This is a genomic window from Natranaerobius thermophilus JW/NM-WN-LF (assembly GCF_000020005.1).
GTDB lineage: Bacteria > Bacillota > Natranaerobiia > Natranaerobiales > Natranaerobiaceae > Natranaerobius > Natranaerobius thermophilus.
Genome location: NC_010715.1, coordinates 1 through 17,207, shown reverse-complemented (window position 1 = coordinate 17,207; position 17,207 = coordinate 1). Strand labels below are relative to the sequence as shown.

General features: G+C 34.2%; 16 protein-coding genes. 14 read left to right on the top strand and 2 right to left on the bottom strand.

The annotated features are described in order from the left end of the window. Positions 1–478 precede the first annotated feature (478 nt). From NTHER_RS14905 to NTHER_RS14860, 10 genes are all read left to right on the top strand, one after another. Complete coding sequence (locus NTHER_RS14905; protein ID WP_012443521.1) at positions 479–1,174, top strand: hypothetical protein; 696 nt, start codon at positions 479–481, stop codon at positions 1,172–1,174. Positions 1,175–1,648: 474 nt separating this feature from the next. Then, complete coding sequence (locus tag NTHER_RS14900) at positions 1,649–2,257, top strand: recombinase family protein (protein WP_012443520.1); 609 nt, start codon at positions 1,649–1,651, stop codon at positions 2,255–2,257. 162 nt (positions 2,258–2,419) lie between these two features. Next, on the top strand, positions 2,420–2,599 hold the full coding sequence (locus tag NTHER_RS14895) for a hypothetical protein (protein ID WP_331446365.1): 180 nt from the start codon (positions 2,420–2,422) through the stop codon (positions 2,597–2,599). Positions 2,600–2,631: 32 nt separating this feature from the next. Beyond that, on the top strand, positions 2,632–3,108 hold the full coding sequence (locus NTHER_RS14890; protein ID WP_012443518.1) for a hypothetical protein: 477 nt from the start codon (positions 2,632–2,634) through the stop codon (positions 3,106–3,108). 25 nt (positions 3,109–3,133) lie between these two features. Then, positions 3,134–3,574: a zinc ribbon domain-containing protein gene (locus tag NTHER_RS14885; RefSeq protein ID WP_012443517.1), complete on the top strand. Its 441-nt coding sequence runs from the start codon at positions 3,134–3,136 to the stop codon at positions 3,572–3,574. Positions 3,575–4,696: 1,122 nt separating this feature from the next. Then, on the top strand, positions 4,697–5,647 hold the full coding sequence (locus tag NTHER_RS14880; protein ID WP_012443516.1) for a tyrosine-type recombinase/integrase: 951 nt from the start codon (positions 4,697–4,699) through the stop codon (positions 5,645–5,647). Between the two features lie 79 nt (positions 5,648–5,726). Beyond that, complete coding sequence (locus NTHER_RS14875) at positions 5,727–6,206, top strand: helix-turn-helix domain-containing protein (protein ID WP_012443515.1); 480 nt, start codon at positions 5,727–5,729, stop codon at positions 6,204–6,206. 95 nt (positions 6,207–6,301) lie between these two features. Next, entirely contained in the window at positions 6,302–6,871 is a 570-nt protein-coding gene (locus NTHER_RS14870) for a MerR family transcriptional regulator (RefSeq protein WP_012443514.1), read from the top strand. Positions 6,872–6,991: 120 nt separating this feature from the next. Continuing rightward, positions 6,992–7,471, top strand: coding sequence for a hypothetical protein (locus NTHER_RS14865; protein ID WP_012443513.1), 480 nt, complete (start codon positions 6,992–6,994; stop codon positions 7,469–7,471). 246 nt (positions 7,472–7,717) lie between these two features. Then, entirely contained in the window at positions 7,718–9,643 is a 1,926-nt protein-coding gene (locus NTHER_RS14860) for a hypothetical protein (protein ID WP_012443512.1), read from the top strand. Positions 9,644–10,161: 518 nt separating this feature from the next. On the opposite strand, the gene NTHER_RS14855 is transcribed toward NTHER_RS14860, so the two are convergent. Both NTHER_RS14855 and NTHER_RS14850 read right to left on the bottom strand, forming a co-directional pair. Next, a complete protein-coding gene (locus NTHER_RS14855) occupies positions 10,162–10,389 on the bottom strand; it encodes a helix-turn-helix transcriptional regulator (RefSeq protein WP_012443511.1) in 228 nt (75 codons plus the stop codon). Positions 10,390–10,590: 201 nt separating this feature from the next. Then, entirely contained in the window at positions 10,591–11,052 is a 462-nt protein-coding gene (locus tag NTHER_RS14850) for a hypothetical protein (RefSeq protein ID WP_012443510.1), read from the bottom strand. Between the two features lie 209 nt (positions 11,053–11,261). Here NTHER_RS14850 and NTHER_RS14845 point away from each other — a divergent pair, with 209 nt between their 5' ends. The 4 genes from NTHER_RS14845 to NTHER_RS16315 all read left to right on the top strand — a co-directional run bounded on the left by NTHER_RS14845 (position 11,262) and on the right by NTHER_RS16315 (position 16,747). Next, positions 11,262–12,038 (top strand): ParA family protein, encoded by a 777-nt coding sequence (locus tag NTHER_RS14845; protein ID WP_012443509.1) that lies wholly within the window; start codon positions 11,262–11,264, stop codon positions 12,036–12,038. Continuing rightward, the gene (locus NTHER_RS14840; protein ID WP_012443508.1) at positions 12,016–12,246 is read left to right on the top strand and encodes a hypothetical protein; all 231 of its coding nucleotides are present in this window, start codon (positions 12,016–12,018) and stop codon (positions 12,244–12,246) included. Before NTHER_RS14845 ends, NTHER_RS14840 begins: the two co-directional genes overlap by 23 nt. A gap of 87 nt (positions 12,247–12,333) precedes the next feature. Then, positions 12,334–15,480 (top strand): restriction endonuclease, encoded by a 3,147-nt coding sequence (locus NTHER_RS14835; RefSeq protein WP_052292022.1) that lies wholly within the window; start codon positions 12,334–12,336, stop codon positions 15,478–15,480. Then, positions 15,461–16,747: a type ISP restriction/modification enzyme gene (locus NTHER_RS16315; RefSeq protein WP_158438320.1), complete on the top strand. Its 1,287-nt coding sequence runs from the start codon at positions 15,461–15,463 to the stop codon at positions 16,745–16,747. The genes NTHER_RS14835 and NTHER_RS16315 overlap by 20 nt, the downstream gene beginning before the upstream one ends. Positions 16,748–17,207: the final 460 nt, after the last annotated feature.

The following is a 17,207-nucleotide window of genomic DNA, read 5'->3' as shown; positions in this document are numbered from 1 at the left end:
GAAGAAGAATTATATAATTGCACCTAAAAAGGACACGTAAAGTGTCCTTTTTTTTCGGATCTGGAGGGTTAATAAAACTGTATTACTGTATTTATGTAATAATGTATTTATAATAAATAAAACTATAAATACATTATCGTTCGGTATAAATTGAAATAACGGCTTATTTAGCTTATTATGTAAAACTGTATTTATGTATAACAATATTTATATAAACACTAATATAAATTTTTGTTTAGGCTGTGTTAAAGTCGACTGTTGATAGCTGAACCAATCTGAAATATCGAATGTGAAATTGAAGAGTTCAGCAATTTATATAATCTCATTTTGTCTAACCTTCATAGACCGTAATTCCCTCTCCCTTTTGTGATTAACTTCAAAATGTTAAAATATGTAATAACAAAGCTAATAAATGGTTTGAACTGAACTTTTATGCTTTTAAAAAGTCGTTAAAAATTTTTTAAAGAAGGGAATTAAAATGTCTGATTTAAAAGAAGCTGTTGCTAAAGCTAAATCTTCTAAGAAAAAGAGAAATAAACCAATTATAATCTTGGTATTACTACTTGTCTTATCAATTGGTATGAACCTTTATCTCGCATATCCTTATATTTATACATACTTCTTTGGGAGACCATTAATCGGTTTTGAATATCTGCAAAGCGAGATGAGTTTTTTTGAAGGTGCGTTAACTGATTTGATTGATGAGGTTGAAAATGATCAGAGTGGACGTGAACAAGATAATACAGATTATGAAACTCACAGAGAGTTGTGGAGTGATGTAGTAAACCATAGCCGTAATATCCAAAGGGTAGCAGGAAGTATGAATAATGATCCTACCTTTTTATTATCAGGAATTTCCCGGGATAATTTAGAAACATTGACAGGGGAAATAAGAAATGCCCATGGTCTCTTAGCTTATTACAAAGTTAAAGCCGCAGCGCGCACTGACGAAGAATTTTTCCAATTTGAAAATGATGAATTGGAAGATCTACGAGCTATTGCCAAAGTTCATGAACTGGTGGTTGATAAAATTGAAGTGAATCCAGCGTATGACGGAAATGTCGGTGGAGAAATTATTTATGAACCCGATTTGTTTGATTCTTTAAAAAAACCAAATGAGTATATTCGCAACAGACGTTCTGAAGAAAAATTGTATCCTGGTAATATTAATTGATCACTATGGTTAGCAGAACTCTTCAATTTCACATCTAATGTTTTGGGGTGGTACATCTAAAACTCCCTACCAGTGAAATTTAACCTTCCTGATCAACTGCTCATCCATAAGCAAGATCAGCAAATAACATCCTGTTATTTGGTTTAAATTCGACTGTTTGCTCGTTAAGACGTAATATCAACCCTTGTACACAAAATACGTTCAATTGAAGAGTTCAGCTAGCAACAACAGAATATAACAGAGCCTTTGTTTAAATAAATGACCAAATGTTGGAGGTCACCTGAATGGCATTCATGTGGTCTTAAATGTAAAATTTTAAAGAAAGCTTAATAATCTAGATCATGTATCAAAAACCTACACTTTTTTGTTACAGTATAAAATTTCATAAAAATACAGTTTTATAGGAGGTTTTTAGATATAAAAAAAGTATCAAAAAATAGAAAGGTTTTTTGATACAAATTGGAGGTGATATATTTGAATAATTATTATGGCTATATCAGAGTAAGTACTGACGAACAGAACGAATCTAGACAATTACAGGCTTTGAAGCAATTTGAAAAAGATCATGAAGTGAAATTGACTATATTCATGGATAAATTGACTGGGAAATGCTTTTCTGAAAGAGAACAATATCAAGCATTGAAAAAGGTTGTAGCGCCTGGTGATGTTATCGTTATAAAAGAGTTAGATAGGTTAGGCAGAACTTATGATCAAATAAAGCAAGAATTAACCGAATTCAGAAATATAAATGTTCAAGTAGTAATACTCGATTTGCCTACTTTTACTGACGTTAAAGATCAAAAATTAGGTAAGTTATTAAATAATTTAATGGTTGAATTACTCTCTTATTTTGCTGAAAAAGAGCATGAAAGAATTACTGAAAGAGTCAGAGAGGGTGTAAGACAGGCGCAGAAAGAGGGAAAGCCAATAGGCAGACCAAAAAGGAAATTACCAAAAAACTTTTCTAAATGGTATCCTGAATGGAAAAACGGAGATATGACTGCGGTTGAATTTGCTAGAATTATGGGGGTCTCTAAACCGACGATATATAGATATATTCGGCACTATGAAAATCATAATTAATCGAAATCGAAATCGATTTCGATTAAAGGGGGGGACAAAATCGAAATCCCCCGGGTTTACAATTATTCAATTAGATAATGGTTTTAAGTATATTACTGTTGTACATGTATATCCTCCTTTCTTTTTGATAAGTTAAAAGGAAAATATTGACTAGTGAAAGAAATGTATATAAAAGGGGATACATATGAAAAGCAAAAGAGCTGTTTCACTGAATTAGGAATTACGGATTACGAAGGATATTTCGTTTCAGAATATGAATTTATCGGGCAAGAGGAAGTAGTCCAATATTATGGTTATTCTGGTGATACATGGGGTGAATTCATAATTTCAGTAGAAAATTAAATTTTATATTAAAAGCTGAAAGGTGCGATATTATGACGAAGAAAACCCAACTTATTTTAGTAGGTATTATTTTGATATTAGGTATGACAGTACATGCGATTTATGAAGAATTAAATGATAAACAAGAAAAAACTGATAATGATAAAGAACAAAAAGAAGAAGTGCAGGTCTCTATTACAGAAGAGGTGAAAACAGAAACAACTAAAATTATAGAAGATTATAACGAAGTAGTAGATACTACCATAGAAAAAGAAGCAAATGATATAACTTTATATTTAGTAATCCACCGTGAAGCAGATGCTAAACAGCTAGGAGAAGATTTTATAAGATCCTTTGCTAGTAATGCATCGATTCATGGTGAAGGTGATATAGAAGGTCCAGATAGCGAAAGTTTAGGAGGAATATGGGAACATTACAGTGGTGATATTTATATTGGATATGATGCTGATCCTTTTTTACATGGAGTGATACAAGATACCCGAGATAATATACGCTGGTTTGAAATATAAATAATTAGCTTATGGAGGATTTTTTATGGGAGAGCAGGAGAAAAAAACAAAAGCATGTGATTCATGTAAGGAAGAAATTAAGCAAGATGCTTCTGCATGTCCATACTGCGGAGAAAAACAGGTTTCAAAAGGCGCTGTAGTAGGCTGTTTAGTAATAATAGCATTAATAGTAATAGGTGTAGCAATATTTTTATTTAATATAATAGGTAATGGAGAAGGTGTAGCAATACTACAAGCAGTTGATTTTGCTGAAGAGGCTATAGGGTACGACATGTCATATGATCATGATGATTTAGTTGTAAATGAGATACATGAAGATTACTACCAAGTAAATGGTAAAATATCACGAGTGCACGATAATAAGCACTTTAGAATGCAATCACAAGTGGAATTTTTGGAAGATAAAGATAAGTGGCGATTAAGATATTTAAATATAGATGGAGATGTAGTTCACGATAGTAGATAAAAATTAAAAGGTCTTTAAAAATACAACAAGTAATAAAAGAATAAAGAAAAAATTCTGCTACCAAAATCACTTGAAATTTTTAATTTCAGAATTTAAACTAGAATTAGAGATAACTAAATTTTCTAGCAACGTAATTAATGGGTGTAAAAAAGGCTGTGTGAAATGCTACGCGTAAAGACGTGTGTATTTCGCGCAGCCTTTTTTATTTGTTTTCCAACAAGTATGTAACAAATTTAAAATAGATTATGATCTCTTTAAACCTTAATTGACAGGTTTTGGGATCCGTCACCTGTACCACAACATGATATTAACTTAACTTTCAATTAAGCAATGAAACAACGTCATCACTACAATTCAAATTTTCAAGGTACAGATGGGAGCTAGAGACAAAGAGTTCTCTTTTTAGAGAACATTAAGATTCTCTAGTAACTAACTCCCAGCTATCAGACTGTTTCACCGGCAGTTCTGATGGAGTGACGTAAAACGGTTGATGGTGCGGCATAAGGTCTAGCCAACCTTATGTTGTAAAAGGCAACGACCTTCGGAGATGGTGTACAGCGTCTCCGAGCTACTCTAGGAGTAGTAAATGGTCGTGGGATCAGTTCAGCTTTCACTGAACACTCGTATTGGCGAGGAAGATCCTTAGGGTACTGTCCAACCCTTCGGTTAGCGGTAGCTAACCAGACATTTTGAATATGAATTAAGTCTGTCACTCTCGCCCGATTTTTCGAGCGTAGCGAGAAAAACAAACAATAAAAGCTCTCAAAAAAATTTAGATAAAAATTTTTTTAGAGCGATGAGGGCGAGAGTGACAGACGGCCATTAAGCATGAAACCCTCTAATATAACTGCAAAGTTGAAGTTTTCTATAGAGTAAAGTAGGGGTGAAGGGGTTTCGTGCCAATGTGACACCTATGTCCTTTTAAAGACTATAATGACAGGGATAAATGGTATATCTAAACTAAAAAGTAGAGCTAACAACATAAATATACCTCCTTAATTTAATGTCTCCAATATTATAAATGCAATATAGTGATTCCTAAATAGAATAGACGCAAAATCACTGCGTGCCAGTGGTTCTGAATTTGGCATTACATACCCAAAAGAAAGGAGGTGAAAAAGTATGTCAAATCCATTAGAACAACAACTTGAAAAGTTATACCGCCACTGTCGGCAAGGTAGCAAAGGGTATAGGATCGACAGTGTAAAGAGAGCAAAGGAGTTTGCAAGGTATATCCATGATGAATATAAGGTCCAAAATTTTAAAAATATCAAAGACCAGCACGTTGCCAGCTTTGTTAAATACCAGCAAGACAAAGGCAATTCTGACGCAACAATTAAAAATAAACTGTCATCAATTAGATTTTTTCATGATCAAGTATCAAATCCACGTCATCAAATAAGTGATAACAAAACACTCCAAGAGAAATACGATTTTAAGTTTAATAAAACCCCAGAGATTAAGGAAGAAGTAAACCGAGCCTGGCACGAAAAAGAAGTAGACAAAGCAGTTGAAGTGGCTACAGAGATGGGTAGAGAAGATGTGAAAGATGCAATTACACTGGCCAAAAATACTGGACTCCGAATATCAGAAGTAACTTGTATGGAACGTCGTCAAGCAGAACAGGCTCTCAAAACAGGAGTAATGCCGGTCGATAGAGGAACAAAAGGTGGAAGAGAACGTGTTGTGCCTATAAATACTAATTCTGAACGAGAAAGAGAGGTTCGTGAGGTTTTAGAAAAAAGACTATCTGAAACTGAACGTGGGGGTAGGCTTTTTACAGAATATGACCAGAAAGCACATCAAGCAACTAGATCGATACAGGATTTTCTCATCAACAATCAGGATAAATTTGCGACTGTAGAAGGGATAGAATTAAGAGGATCAACAGGAGATGGCAGCACTAATCTTAATTTTCATGGGCTCAGATATTGCTACGCTCAAGAAAGAAAAGATGAATTGCTTAATGAACATCTTGGAGATAGACAGAAAGCTGCAGAAGATTTAAGTCTTGAGATGGGGCACAATCGTACCGATGTACTACGCACTTATCTTGCTGGCGAAAGCTTATAAATATTGACTTGTGTTGAGATGATTGATATAATCAAACTAACAATACAACACAAGTCAACAACAAAGGATGGTGTTTTGTATGAATGAGAAAATGCTGACAGTAGAAGAAGTAGCAGAACAAGCAGGAGTTCATGTAGAGTCTGTGCGTCGCTGGATCAGAAGTGGCAGGCTTCCTGCGAGTCTTCCTAGCCGGTATCATGGTTATCAAGTAAAAGAGAAAGACTTGCAGGACTTTCTCCAAAAGAAAAATAAAGTTCAACAGAAAGGTCAAATAGAGGCAGAACAGGTTTTACGATCATTAGCAGACGCTTATAATAAATATCAGCAAGACGAATATCTTCGAATAGCCTATGGGGTTGCAGAATTAAGTGGTTTACTTCCAGATTTTCAAAAAAGATGGTCTTCTGGCCAAAGTGATTTTGAAATAGACAGGCTGCTAGAACAACGAGAAACAGTCCTAAGAAATTTAGAGAAGAATTTAGGAGAAAAAACTAGAGCAAAGGAAGAAAAAACTCTAAAAAAGATAGAAGGAAAACTAATATTGAAACATTATTCATAACTGATCATGTCCGTCATGACTGTCTGAAAAACGCTTTTATATCAGTATTTTTGAACTGGTCATGACCGAACCATGACCGAATATAGAGGGGTGAGGTGAAATTGGAGGATCATATAACTTTAAGTGAGGCAGAACAAAAAACTGGGGTACCGGCAAGAACCATAAGGCGTTATATTCAAAAACATGGACAATATATACCTTTCGAAAAACAAGACCGGAAATATATGATAGCTGAGTATGCCTTACCAATGATCACTAAAATTCGTGAATTATATGACCAGGGTATGACCGTAGCGCAAGTTGACCAAAAACTCGATAACGACGGGGATAGCATGTTGGTTGAAGTGGATCGCGTGACCGAGAGTTCGGCCATGGATGGCAAAAAACTGAAAGAGTTTTTTCAGGCAGTACTTAACGAACATGATAAAAAATTAGATCAAAAAGTTAAACAATCAGAAGAACGGATCCTTAATCAAATTCAAGAAGAACAACGTCAAATTTACAATTCTAATCAACTGGATCATCAAAAAACACGAAAAAAGCTTGAAGAAGAAATTGCCAACATAGAGGAAATTAAAAAATTAAACAAAACAATAGAAGAGCTCAGAAATGAAATGAAAGAGTTAAAGAAACCGTGGTGGAAAAAAATCTTTAGAAAAGATTAATAATACCTCATATAAGCCACAGAATTGCCTGTATTTTGTTTTTTAGTGACTCAAGAAAGGTATAACCCCTATTAATTTCAAAAAGGAGGTGTATATAGAATTTTAGTTAGCCAAAAGAAATTGGATGAATTAAATCAAGAGAACGAGCAGTTGTTACAAAAAAATCGTCAATTAGAAGTTGAGCTTAGTGAGCAAGAAAGTAGATTAAATAAGCAATTACAAAATCAAAAAGAAATTGAACGTCAGAAAAATGTTGAACTGAAAGAGCTGAGAGATCGGCTTCAAAAGACTGAAAATGATTGTATCGGTTACAAAAAAGCATATGAAAAGTGGCGTGAAAAAGCCAAAGAGCTGTCTGGAGAAAAAGAAGAAGATCAGGGAAAATGGCATGATGGAATGATGCGTCTTGAATTTAAAGATGGATATGCTATAGGAGTTTATATGCTTGGAATTAGCGAAAATCAAAAACCGCAAGACGCTGAAAGATTCGCTCAAATGCAGATTGAAGAGATGCAAGGTGTGAAGGAACTCATAGGCGTTACGTGGAGTCAAGGCCATGGCTGGACCATGATCGTACGGTTTGAAAAAAATGTGTTTTAGTGTAGGTAGGTAGAAACTTATAAAAGGAGTATGATAAAATGGAAGATAGTAGAAACGAGAAAGAGAGTCCCTTGATGTAGATTTGGGGAAATCTACTGGACTCTCTTCCCGACAGGTATTATATTCGCCTTTTTAAATGCTGATTATATTGTACCAAACTTTATATGCCGTTTCAACGGTATATAATGGCGAAATATAACACCTTCTGTCGGGATTCTAAAAACCGATTAGGAGGTGTTTTTTGCTTTGCAGCAGGGAGAGGAAAAGATTAAGCAATTAAAAGAGTTTCTAGCAAAGTTTCATGGCCAGGATGGTGAAGTTTATTTTCAAATGGTTGGGGACGATCACAACCCTCAGATTCCCAAAAAAGATTTTAATACAGGAAAATTGAAAGAACCAAAAGTAACTGTAGATCAATTGGAGAATGTATGGGACAGGCTATGTAATTACCATAAACAAGGTTATAAGGTTTATTTTAAGTTGAATAGTGGCGGTTATTTAGATAAAGATATTTATAATATTACAGCTCATTGTGTAGATATTGATTTTCACCATGAAGATGATCCAGAAGAATTAGAAAAGAAAAAAAATGAAAAGATAGAGATGCTAAAAAACTTACCTTTGCCACCTAGTATAATAGTTGTATCTCCAAGAGGAGTCCATGCGTATTGGTTAATGCAGAAACAAGAAGATAAGACGCCAAAACAAATAGTTCAGGAAATTAACCAGTTTAAATACGTCCAAGACGCTTTAGCCGCGTATTTCAATTCTTGTACTGGAGTTAATCTACTTTGTCAGGGTATGCGACTACCAAGCTTTAAAGGTAAAATTATAGAAACATCAGATCGTAGATATACCCAGGAAGAGCTGCTAAGACACTATTACGCTGAACCTAAACCTAAAAAGAAGAAAGAGAAGGAATCAAATCAAAAAATTACTAATGATATTCCAAGTGCTACTCCAAATACGATAGACAAACCAAAAACTAGCCAAGTAGCAGAAGAAGTCTATTATAACTATCATGATTTTTTTGAAGTTGCTAAGCAGAAAGATTTGAGAGAATATATAGGGTTAAATGTCCCCTTAAATGAAAACTTTTCGTGTATTTATCATGACGATCAAAAACCGTCGGCTAGAATGGGAATATCGGAAAAAGGTCATTATAGATATCGTTGTTTTGCTGATGGGTGTGGAGCAAATAACCCGTACGGTTTAACCATAATAGATTTAATGCAATTAAATGGAATTACTGATTTTAGTCAGATAATCAGGACTATAAGCGAAACTTTTAACATGAAACTTATATCAAATGAATGGTGTCAAAAAGAGAAAGAAAAATATATTGCTAACATGAACTTCATCAAAGAAGAAATGACTAGAGAAAATATGTATCATACTTATCAATTGTTTAGACATGCGATTCCAATTATAAACGAGATGTTGACTATGGGAATTACAAAAGTTACTCCGTCATTATGTAGTAAAGATGGCTTAAGTATGTTCTTCATAAGCAATCGATATATAGCTAAACGTACTAAAAAGTGGCTCGAAAGAGTGAATCAATACGTGAATTTGCTTATTTGGTTAGGCGTGTTTAGACTAGAACAACCCAGTAGTAATTCAAAAATATATCAAGATTCAGTTAAAAGAGCAGAGGAATCAGGGAAAGAAAAAGCTAAAGAAATAGGTTATAAAAAAGAATTTTCATATAATGTGATCAGCTATTATTCGATGCCTAACTTGTACGAGATTAAGCAGGAGCTGGAAGAAAAGGCTGAACAATTAAGAAAGAAATACAGATATTCTATTTCGGCTATGAGCGAAGCATATGTAGCTAACCATCAGTATCCAACAGAGGAAATCTACGCTGCTGAATTTACTCCGAATTTTAAAAAGAGTGCTATGATCAGAGATAAACTTTTGAAAAAGGCTAAGGAGCAACTTGGTCATAAGGGATATACATGTTGGCAAAACTTTATAAGGCTGAAAGTGAAAGGTAAAAGAGTACCCAGAGAACAGGTTAAAATTGAATTTAAAAGAATTGAGCCTATACTAATCAATGAGTTAGGCTGTGTTAAACGAAAAGCAAACAAAACTTTAAAGCAAATGTACCAGTTAGACGGATACCCGTGGATAATAGTAACGCCTGAAGTTAATCAAAGAGTAGGATAAAACCTACTCTTTTGTTTTCTGGACCAAAAATGGACCAAAATTTAAAAATTCATATGCTATGAAGTACTGAAATGAATGGGTTGATAACACATTAGGATAAGGTCGGTAACGATAAGTTTCTATTGTTTGAAGAGAATAGGTCTTATTGTTACCGACCTTATGTGAAAAGCTTGTTTATACCTTAATCATGGGGGGGGTGAGAGATAAAAAACTTAAATTTTGGTCCATTAATATATGTGGAATCTACATGAAGGTTTTTAAAAATAAAAGCCAGGCATAAGCCTGGCTACCTTTTTTCTGATCTACCTGCTAATTGTTTACCCTAAGAATAGCAGAAAGGTGCAGGTATTTAGCATCGTTTATTATGTATAACTTTTTTAAGTGGGTAAAGAGAATGAGCAGACGTAAACGTGTACGAAAGATAAATGGCAGGCGATAGCCTGCCAACCTTTTTCCTGATCCACCCGCTATTGTCTGCCTTAAGACTAACAGGGGTGGTAGAAATCCACATCATTGCTTCAGCGCTCACTTTTTAGGCTTATGAACTGATCTTTAGGTGCAAACAACTCTTCCACGCTAATTCCTATCACTTGACTAATTCGAATAGCTGTGGTGACCCGAGGATTAGTTTTTCCATGTTCTACGTTTTTAATGGTGTTCAGGGAGACATCGACTTCTCTAGCCAACTGCTCCTGCGTAATTCCTTTTTTTTGACGATGTAAGCTGACGCAATTTGGATATCTCATTATATATCACTCCACTTTCACTAACTTTCACTAAGAATAACAAATTTGGCCCGAGAAAATTGTCTATATTTGGTAATTTGGTTAAATTCTTTTGGCCAAATTATCAAAAGCGGTTTAATTTTTTTGACCAAATTTTTTACCTTAATCGGGATCGGGATTTTAATTTTGATACCCCTTGCAAAGGTGGTATTTTAAAGATTATTAAAGAGTGTCCCACCAATTTATCAAATCATCAAAAAATTCTTCTACATGCTTTTCAACTTTATCTTCTGTAATTTTATTGGGATCATTGTAATTTTCTAAAGGTTTTTTCTCCTCCTCAACTAGGATTCTTTCATCAGATTCAATAGAAGGGGATGAAGTTGATACTAAAATCCCCCCATTTAACTTAGGGATGAATAATAGACTACCACCACGTTTTATGAAAGCCTCATCATCCACTTTTCCGTATGGTCCTACTCCAAACGTTAACCTAACAGATCTTGCCATAGGCGATTCACCTACTGTAACTTTCAATCCCTCAATTGAACCAATTTCACTTACTATTTCTTGTAATTTATTCTCAACAAGATCAAATATTTCGTTTTCCCATACTTCAATTTTTCTGTTAACTTCTTCGCGGCTTTGCTTGTAGAGCTCGGCTTTTTCTTTAATTATCTTCATACACCCACTCCTTTTAAAATATCTGTGTATAATCATAAAATTCTTTATCAGGTAATATTTTCCTGCAATTAAGGGTTGAGTTAAGATCCTAAATTATTAAAAAAATTTGAGAGTAATCAAAATACATAAATACAGGAAGAAGGAAAAATGGATTTACAGCAGAATATATAGAAATAAAAACATTTAGAAAAGAATCAGGAGGTTTTATAATGGGTACTACAATAAGTTTTGGGATTCAAAAAGGAGGAGTTGGTAAGACAACCACTACGGCTATAACTAGTTATATATTATCCAAAGAACATAAAACCCTTGCTGTTGATTTTGATAGTCAGGGAAATTTAACTAGATTTTTAACGCAACAAAACATTTATAATTTTACTGAGAAAACTGTTTTAGAGGCTGTTAAAGCAAAGGATCCTAGACCGTATATTTATAAAATATCAGATAATTTACATATTTTACCTGCTGAAGATTTTTTAGCTACCTTTTCGCGCTTTTTGTACCAAGAATATCAGGGAAACAAAGCTCTATTATTAAAAGAAACATTAGACGTTGTCAGAGAACAATATAATTATATAACTATAGATTTACCACCGCATTTAGGAGATCAAACTATTAACGGTTTATCTGCTTCAGACTACGCTGTTGTCCTATTGCAGTCAGAACCCTTTGCACTAGATGCGTTAGATCGTTATCTCGAAGTACTTATGGGAGTGCAGAAAAAAGCTAACTCAAACATGAAATTAATAGGTATACTTTCTACTATGTTAGATTCACGAGCAGCTATAGATTCTGAAATAATCAATAAAGCTAGAAAAGATTATGAGGATGTAGTATTTGAAACTATTATAAGAAGACGTAATCGAATCAAAGAGTTTTCTTTATTTGGTATAGAGGAAAGAACCAAAGTTGATCGTGAAGCCTTAAAATACTATAAAAACTTTACAAAGGAGTTGATTTCTCGTGTCCAAAAGAAAGGCAATTAACCAACTTTTAGAAGATAGCGATAGTAATACAAAAATACAGGAATACAGCGAAGAAGAGGAAGGTGTAAATAATAATAAAACAAAAAAGAAAGCCACTTTTGAACTTGATAGTGACCTACATACTCAATTAAAAATCTATGCTGCTCGCCAAAACAAAAAAATGGTGGACGTTGTAGAAGAAGCTTTAAAAGAATATATGAAAGACTAAATTCTGTAAATATGTATTTAAAGAAAACTGTATTCCTGTATCCGTAATCGTATACGAAAATCTTTTAAAGGAGAGGGGTTGATTGGCATGACAACTGCTCAACAATTACTTAATCGCTTAAATGAAATAGCGAGAAACACAAGAGAGCAAGGAGATCTTTTTGAACGTTTTGCTGTTGCCTACCTTAAACATGATGAATACTATGGACAACTTTTTTCAAATATATGGAGATGGAGTGACTGGCCAGGACGAGGAAATGAAACTGATACAGGTATAGATATAGTAGCTGAAGAAAAAGAAACTGGAAAACTATGGGCAATACAAGCAAAATTTCATGAAGGTCAATTAAGTCTAAACGATATTTCTACTTTTTTGGCACTTTCTGGTCAAGAGAGATTTTCTAAACGTATGCTTATTACTACTTCATCCTTAAGTTCAAATGCTGAAAGTGCCCTTAATAATCAAGATAAACCGGTAGTTGTATTAACTCTTTCTGACCTTTTAAATAGCTCTATTGATTGGGAGCAATTTACATGGTCAGATCCCGAAAATATAACATTAAAAGAACGGAAGGATCTTTATCCGTTTCAGAAGGAAGCAGTCGATTCAACAATTAAGGGTTTTAAACGTACTAATAGAGGTAAATTAATCATGCCTCCTGGTTCTGGTAAAACCTTTGTTTCTTTAAAAATAGCAGAAAAACAGGAAATCGCAGGACCAGGTGGATTTGTATTTTTCTTGGCTCCTTCTATTGCTTTAGTGGAACAAACTCTTAGGGCATGGCTTTCAGATACAGAAACACCTATAAAAGTGTTTGCAGTAACCTCTGATCATACCGTAGGCCAGGAAGATGAATACATTGATCGCACAAATGTACTTACGATCCCTCCAACCACAAACGCAGAAGAACTTGCAAATGGTGTTCAGAATGTAAGTGAGGATGAAATGGCGGTTGTTGTTTCTACATATCACTCGATTGATGTTGTGTCACAAGCACAGGATTTAGGTCTACCAGAGTTTGATGTTATTTTTGCAGATGAAGCTCACCGTACTACGGGAATATCGGATAACCAAGACGCTTCTTACTATCACAAAGTCCATGACGAAGATTTTATAAAAGGTTCAAAAAGACTATATATGACGGCAACACCAAGGGTTTTTGTGCCTAGGTTGCGAGAAAAAGTTGAAGAACAGGGGTATGAGTATTTTACTATGGATGATGAAGATACATATGGAGAGGAATTTTTCCGGTATGGTTTTGGCCAGGCTGTTGACGAAGGTTTTTTAAGTGACTACAAGGTGATTGTTTTTACAGTAGATGAAGCTGATGTTCAACGTAAACTGTTTAGTTTTCTTAATCAAGAAGATTCCCCTGAGGTTGAAGAAGCCTCAAAGATTATTGGTGTTTGGAATGCTCTTAGTGGCCGTATAAAGGATGAGAATATTAATGCTCCACTTAAACGTGCAGTTTCTTTTACAAATAGGATAGCTGACTCTAAAAAGTTTGCGTCTAAGTTTGTAAACACTATTGAAGCTTATCAAGAAAATATTGATGAAGATGTAGAAGATGATTCATGCAATTTTGATATTAGACATGTTGATGGTTCTACTACAGCAACTAACAGGAAATTGCTTTTAGATTGGTTAAGAGAAGAACCTGATCCTGGAGAATCTAAAGTGCTTTCTAATGCGCAAGTTCTAAAAGAAGGAATTGATGTACCATCTCTTGATGCTATAGTTTTTTTAAGACCAAAGAGAAGTACAGTAGATATAGTTCAAGCTGTAGGACGGGCTATGCGAAAAGCTCCAGGTAAAGAATATGGTTATGTAGTAATTCCAGTGTTAGTTGATCCAGAAGAGGATGCAGCTGAGCAATTAGATAATAATGAAGAATTTAAGAAAGTATGGCAGATATTAGGGGCTCTAAGATCCATAGATGATCGTTTTGATGCAGAAGTCAGAGAACTTTCAATTAAACGTGGGCAAACAGGAGAGACAGGAGAGTCTCAAGGATCTGATGAAGATGACAGTAAACTTGAAGTACAAAGCGATAAGCAAACGCAGCTAACCATGGAAGATTTCACTGGAAGGCTTTTTGATGCTATTTTAGGGAAGCTTGTAGAGCGTGTAGGTGATCGTGGTTATTTGGAAACTTGGGCTAAGGACGTAGCAGCAGCTTCAACTCGTATAGAACGTCATATAAACGAAGCACTAGAAAGTGAAACTGAGTACGGACAAAAAGCACAAAATGCTTTCTATGAGTTCCTTTCTGCACTACGTAATGTAATAAACCCCACTGTGACAGAAGAAGATGCCCGTAGCATGTTAGTTCAGCACATTATAACTAAACCTATTTTTGATGCTGTATTTGGAGAATATGAATTTTTACAACAGAATCCTGTTTCCCTTAGTTTTGAAAGCGTAGCAGACGTTTTTGAAGTTTTTGTCCGTAAAGAAACTAGAGCTTTAGATAGCTTTTATAGATTAGTTGAAGTAAGAGCAAAAGGGTTAGATAAGGAATCAGAACGCCAGGAGTTTTTACGTAAACTTTATGATACTTTCTTTAAGATAGCTTTTCCTAAAACAGCAGAGCTTTTGGGCATAGTTTATACACCTGTAGAAGCAGTGAACTTCCTAGTTAAAAGCGCAGATGCTGCCTTACAAGATGAATTTGGACAGAGTTTGGAAGATGAAGATGTTGTTATCCTTGAACCTTTTTCAGGTACAGGTACATTTCTTGCTCAATTAATGCACCATATCAGTCCTGAGGGATTACAGAGAAAATATAATGATGGTGAAATTTGGGGAAATGAAATTTTACTATTACCTTACTATATAGCTCTTGCAAATATAGAAAGTACTTATTATGAAATTACAGGGGAGTATAAACATTTTGACAATTTATTGTTAGTAGATTCTTTTCAGCTAATGGAGGATAGAGATAAACCACAAGTAGAGTTGTTTCCTGAACAATATGCTGAACAAATGGAAAAGCAAAAAGAGGCTAAAATTAATGTGATTATTTCAAACCCACCTTGGTTTGCTTGGCAAGACGATGAAAATCGAGGGATTCAATCAACAGATTATGAATTATTAGATGAGAGAATAGAAGAATCTTATGCAGCTAATTCATCAGCTCGTCTTAAAATTTCACTTTTTGATTCTTATATACGTGCAATAAGGATGGCGACAGACAGAATTAAAGGGCAAAGGAATTATTGCTTTTGTAACTAATAGTGGTTTTCTTGATGGTAATACTGCTGATGGTTTAAGGAAATGTTTAAGTGAAGAGTTTTCAAAAATTTATATTGTTAATTTAAGGGGAAATGCACGTCTATCTGGTGAAGCTTGGCGCAAAGAAGGGGATAAAATATTTGGTCAAGGAAGTCGAGCTGGAGTAGCTTTAATTGTTTTAATAAAGGATAATTCAAAAGCTGGATCAGCAGAAATTTATTACCATGATATTGGTGATTATCTAAGTAAAGAAGATAAACTTTCAAGATTAAATAAATTTAGTAATATTAACGGAGTTAAATGGGAGCAAATAATACCAAATGAGAACCATGACTGGATTAGTAAGAGAGATGAAAAATTCGAGCTATTTCCAGTAATTGGAGTCAAGAGACAAAAAAAAGAAGAAAAGATATTCAAGACTTTTTCGGCTGGTCTTAAAACAAACCGTGATACTTGGGTTTACAATTTTTCTATTGAAGAATTAGATAATAACGTAAGTAGCATGATTAAGGAGTTTAATGAACATGTTTCCCTAGTAAATAATAACGATATAACATCAAATAATTTACAAGATACAGTTAATAATGATCCGACTAAAATTTCATGGTCAGGAGATTTAAAGAAAAAGTTATTAAAAGGAGAATATTATAATCAAGAGTATGGTAATACCTTAATCTCAACGTATCGTCCTTTTGTTAAAGAATGGGTCTATTTTAGTAATTTATTTAATAATAGTATTTATTTGTTACCAATTCTTTTTCCTGAGCCTAATATTGATAATCTAGTTATTACTATTCAAGCACCTGGGGGCACAAAAGACTTTTCTGTTTTAATGGTTGATAATATTCCAGATCTACATTTGGTAGGTGATACACAAGCTTTCCCATTCTACATATATAAAACTGATAAAGGAAGTCTTTTTAAAGAGGAGAACTTGGATAATGGAAGTTATATTACAGCACCCTCTGGAGAGCATTATATATGTCAAAAAAACGTTACGGATTGGGCATTAAATGAATACAGAAAACGTTATGGTTTAGATGTAACTAAAGAAGATATCTTTTACTATGTTTACGGCTTGTTACATTCTCCTGATTATAGAGAAAGATATAAACACAATTTAAAAAGAACATTGCCGCACATTCCTTTTGTTACTTCAACCGAAGACTTTAGATCATTTAGTGACGCTGGAAGAAGGTTAGCTGAGTTGCACTTGTATTACGAAAATCTTCCTCTGTTTGATCAAATAAATAAAAGGCGACCCTGATGATCCAGAAACATATGAAGTCAATAAAATACGTTTTGGTAAGAAAGACAAAAAGAATGATAAGTCGGTTATTGTCTATAACGACAAAATTAAACTGAAGAACATTCCATTAGAGGTTTATGAGTACCAAGTAGGAGGTAAATCTCCAATTGAATGGGTAATAGACCGTTATCAGGTTAAAAAGGACAAGAAGAGTGGCATAGTTAATGATCCAAACAAATGGTTAGAAGAGCATGACGATCCACGATATATAGTTGATCTAATTAAAAGATTAGTAACCTTAAGTCTAGAAACTCAAAGAATTGTTAATCAATTACCGGATTTAGATATAGATGAAAGCAATTAATTTTACCCCCATTTTATTTGGCTTGTATACCCTTTTTATTTAGCTACAAAGGTTATTGGACCTTTATAGAAAGAAAAAGCCAATATGCGCCAAAATGAGGGCTATAAAAGGCAA

Excerpts from the sequence above, each read along its gene's own strand:
- NTHER_RS14905 (WP_012443521.1), top strand. The coding sequence starts at position 479 with ATGTCTGATTTAAAAGAAGCTGTTGCTAAAGCTAAATCTTCTAAGAAA.
- NTHER_RS14895 (WP_331446365.1), top strand. The coding sequence starts at position 2,420 with ATGTATATAAAAGGGGATACATATGAAAAGCAAAAGAGCTGTTTCACT.
- NTHER_RS14890 (WP_012443518.1), top strand. The coding sequence starts at position 2,632 with ATGACGAAGAAAACCCAACTTATTTTAGTAGGTATTATTTTGATATTA.
- NTHER_RS14885 (WP_012443517.1), top strand. The coding sequence starts at position 3,134 with ATGGGAGAGCAGGAGAAAAAAACAAAAGCATGTGATTCATGTAAGGAA.
- NTHER_RS14880 (WP_012443516.1), top strand. The coding sequence starts at position 4,697 with ATGTCAAATCCATTAGAACAACAACTTGAAAAGTTATACCGCCACTGT.
- NTHER_RS14875 (WP_012443515.1), top strand. The coding sequence starts at position 5,727 with ATGAATGAGAAAATGCTGACAGTAGAAGAAGTAGCAGAACAAGCAGGA.
- NTHER_RS14855 (WP_012443511.1), bottom strand. The coding sequence starts at position 10,389 with ATGAGATATCCAAATTGCGTCAGCTTACATCGTCAAAAAAAAGGAATT.
- NTHER_RS14850 (WP_012443510.1), bottom strand. The coding sequence starts at position 11,052 with ATGAAGATAATTAAAGAAAAAGCCGAGCTCTACAAGCAAAGCCGCGAA.
- NTHER_RS14845 (WP_012443509.1), top strand. The coding sequence starts at position 11,262 with ATGGGTACTACAATAAGTTTTGGGATTCAAAAAGGAGGAGTTGGTAAG.
- NTHER_RS14835 (WP_052292022.1), top strand. The coding sequence starts at position 12,334 with ATGACAACTGCTCAACAATTACTTAATCGCTTAAATGAAATAGCGAGA.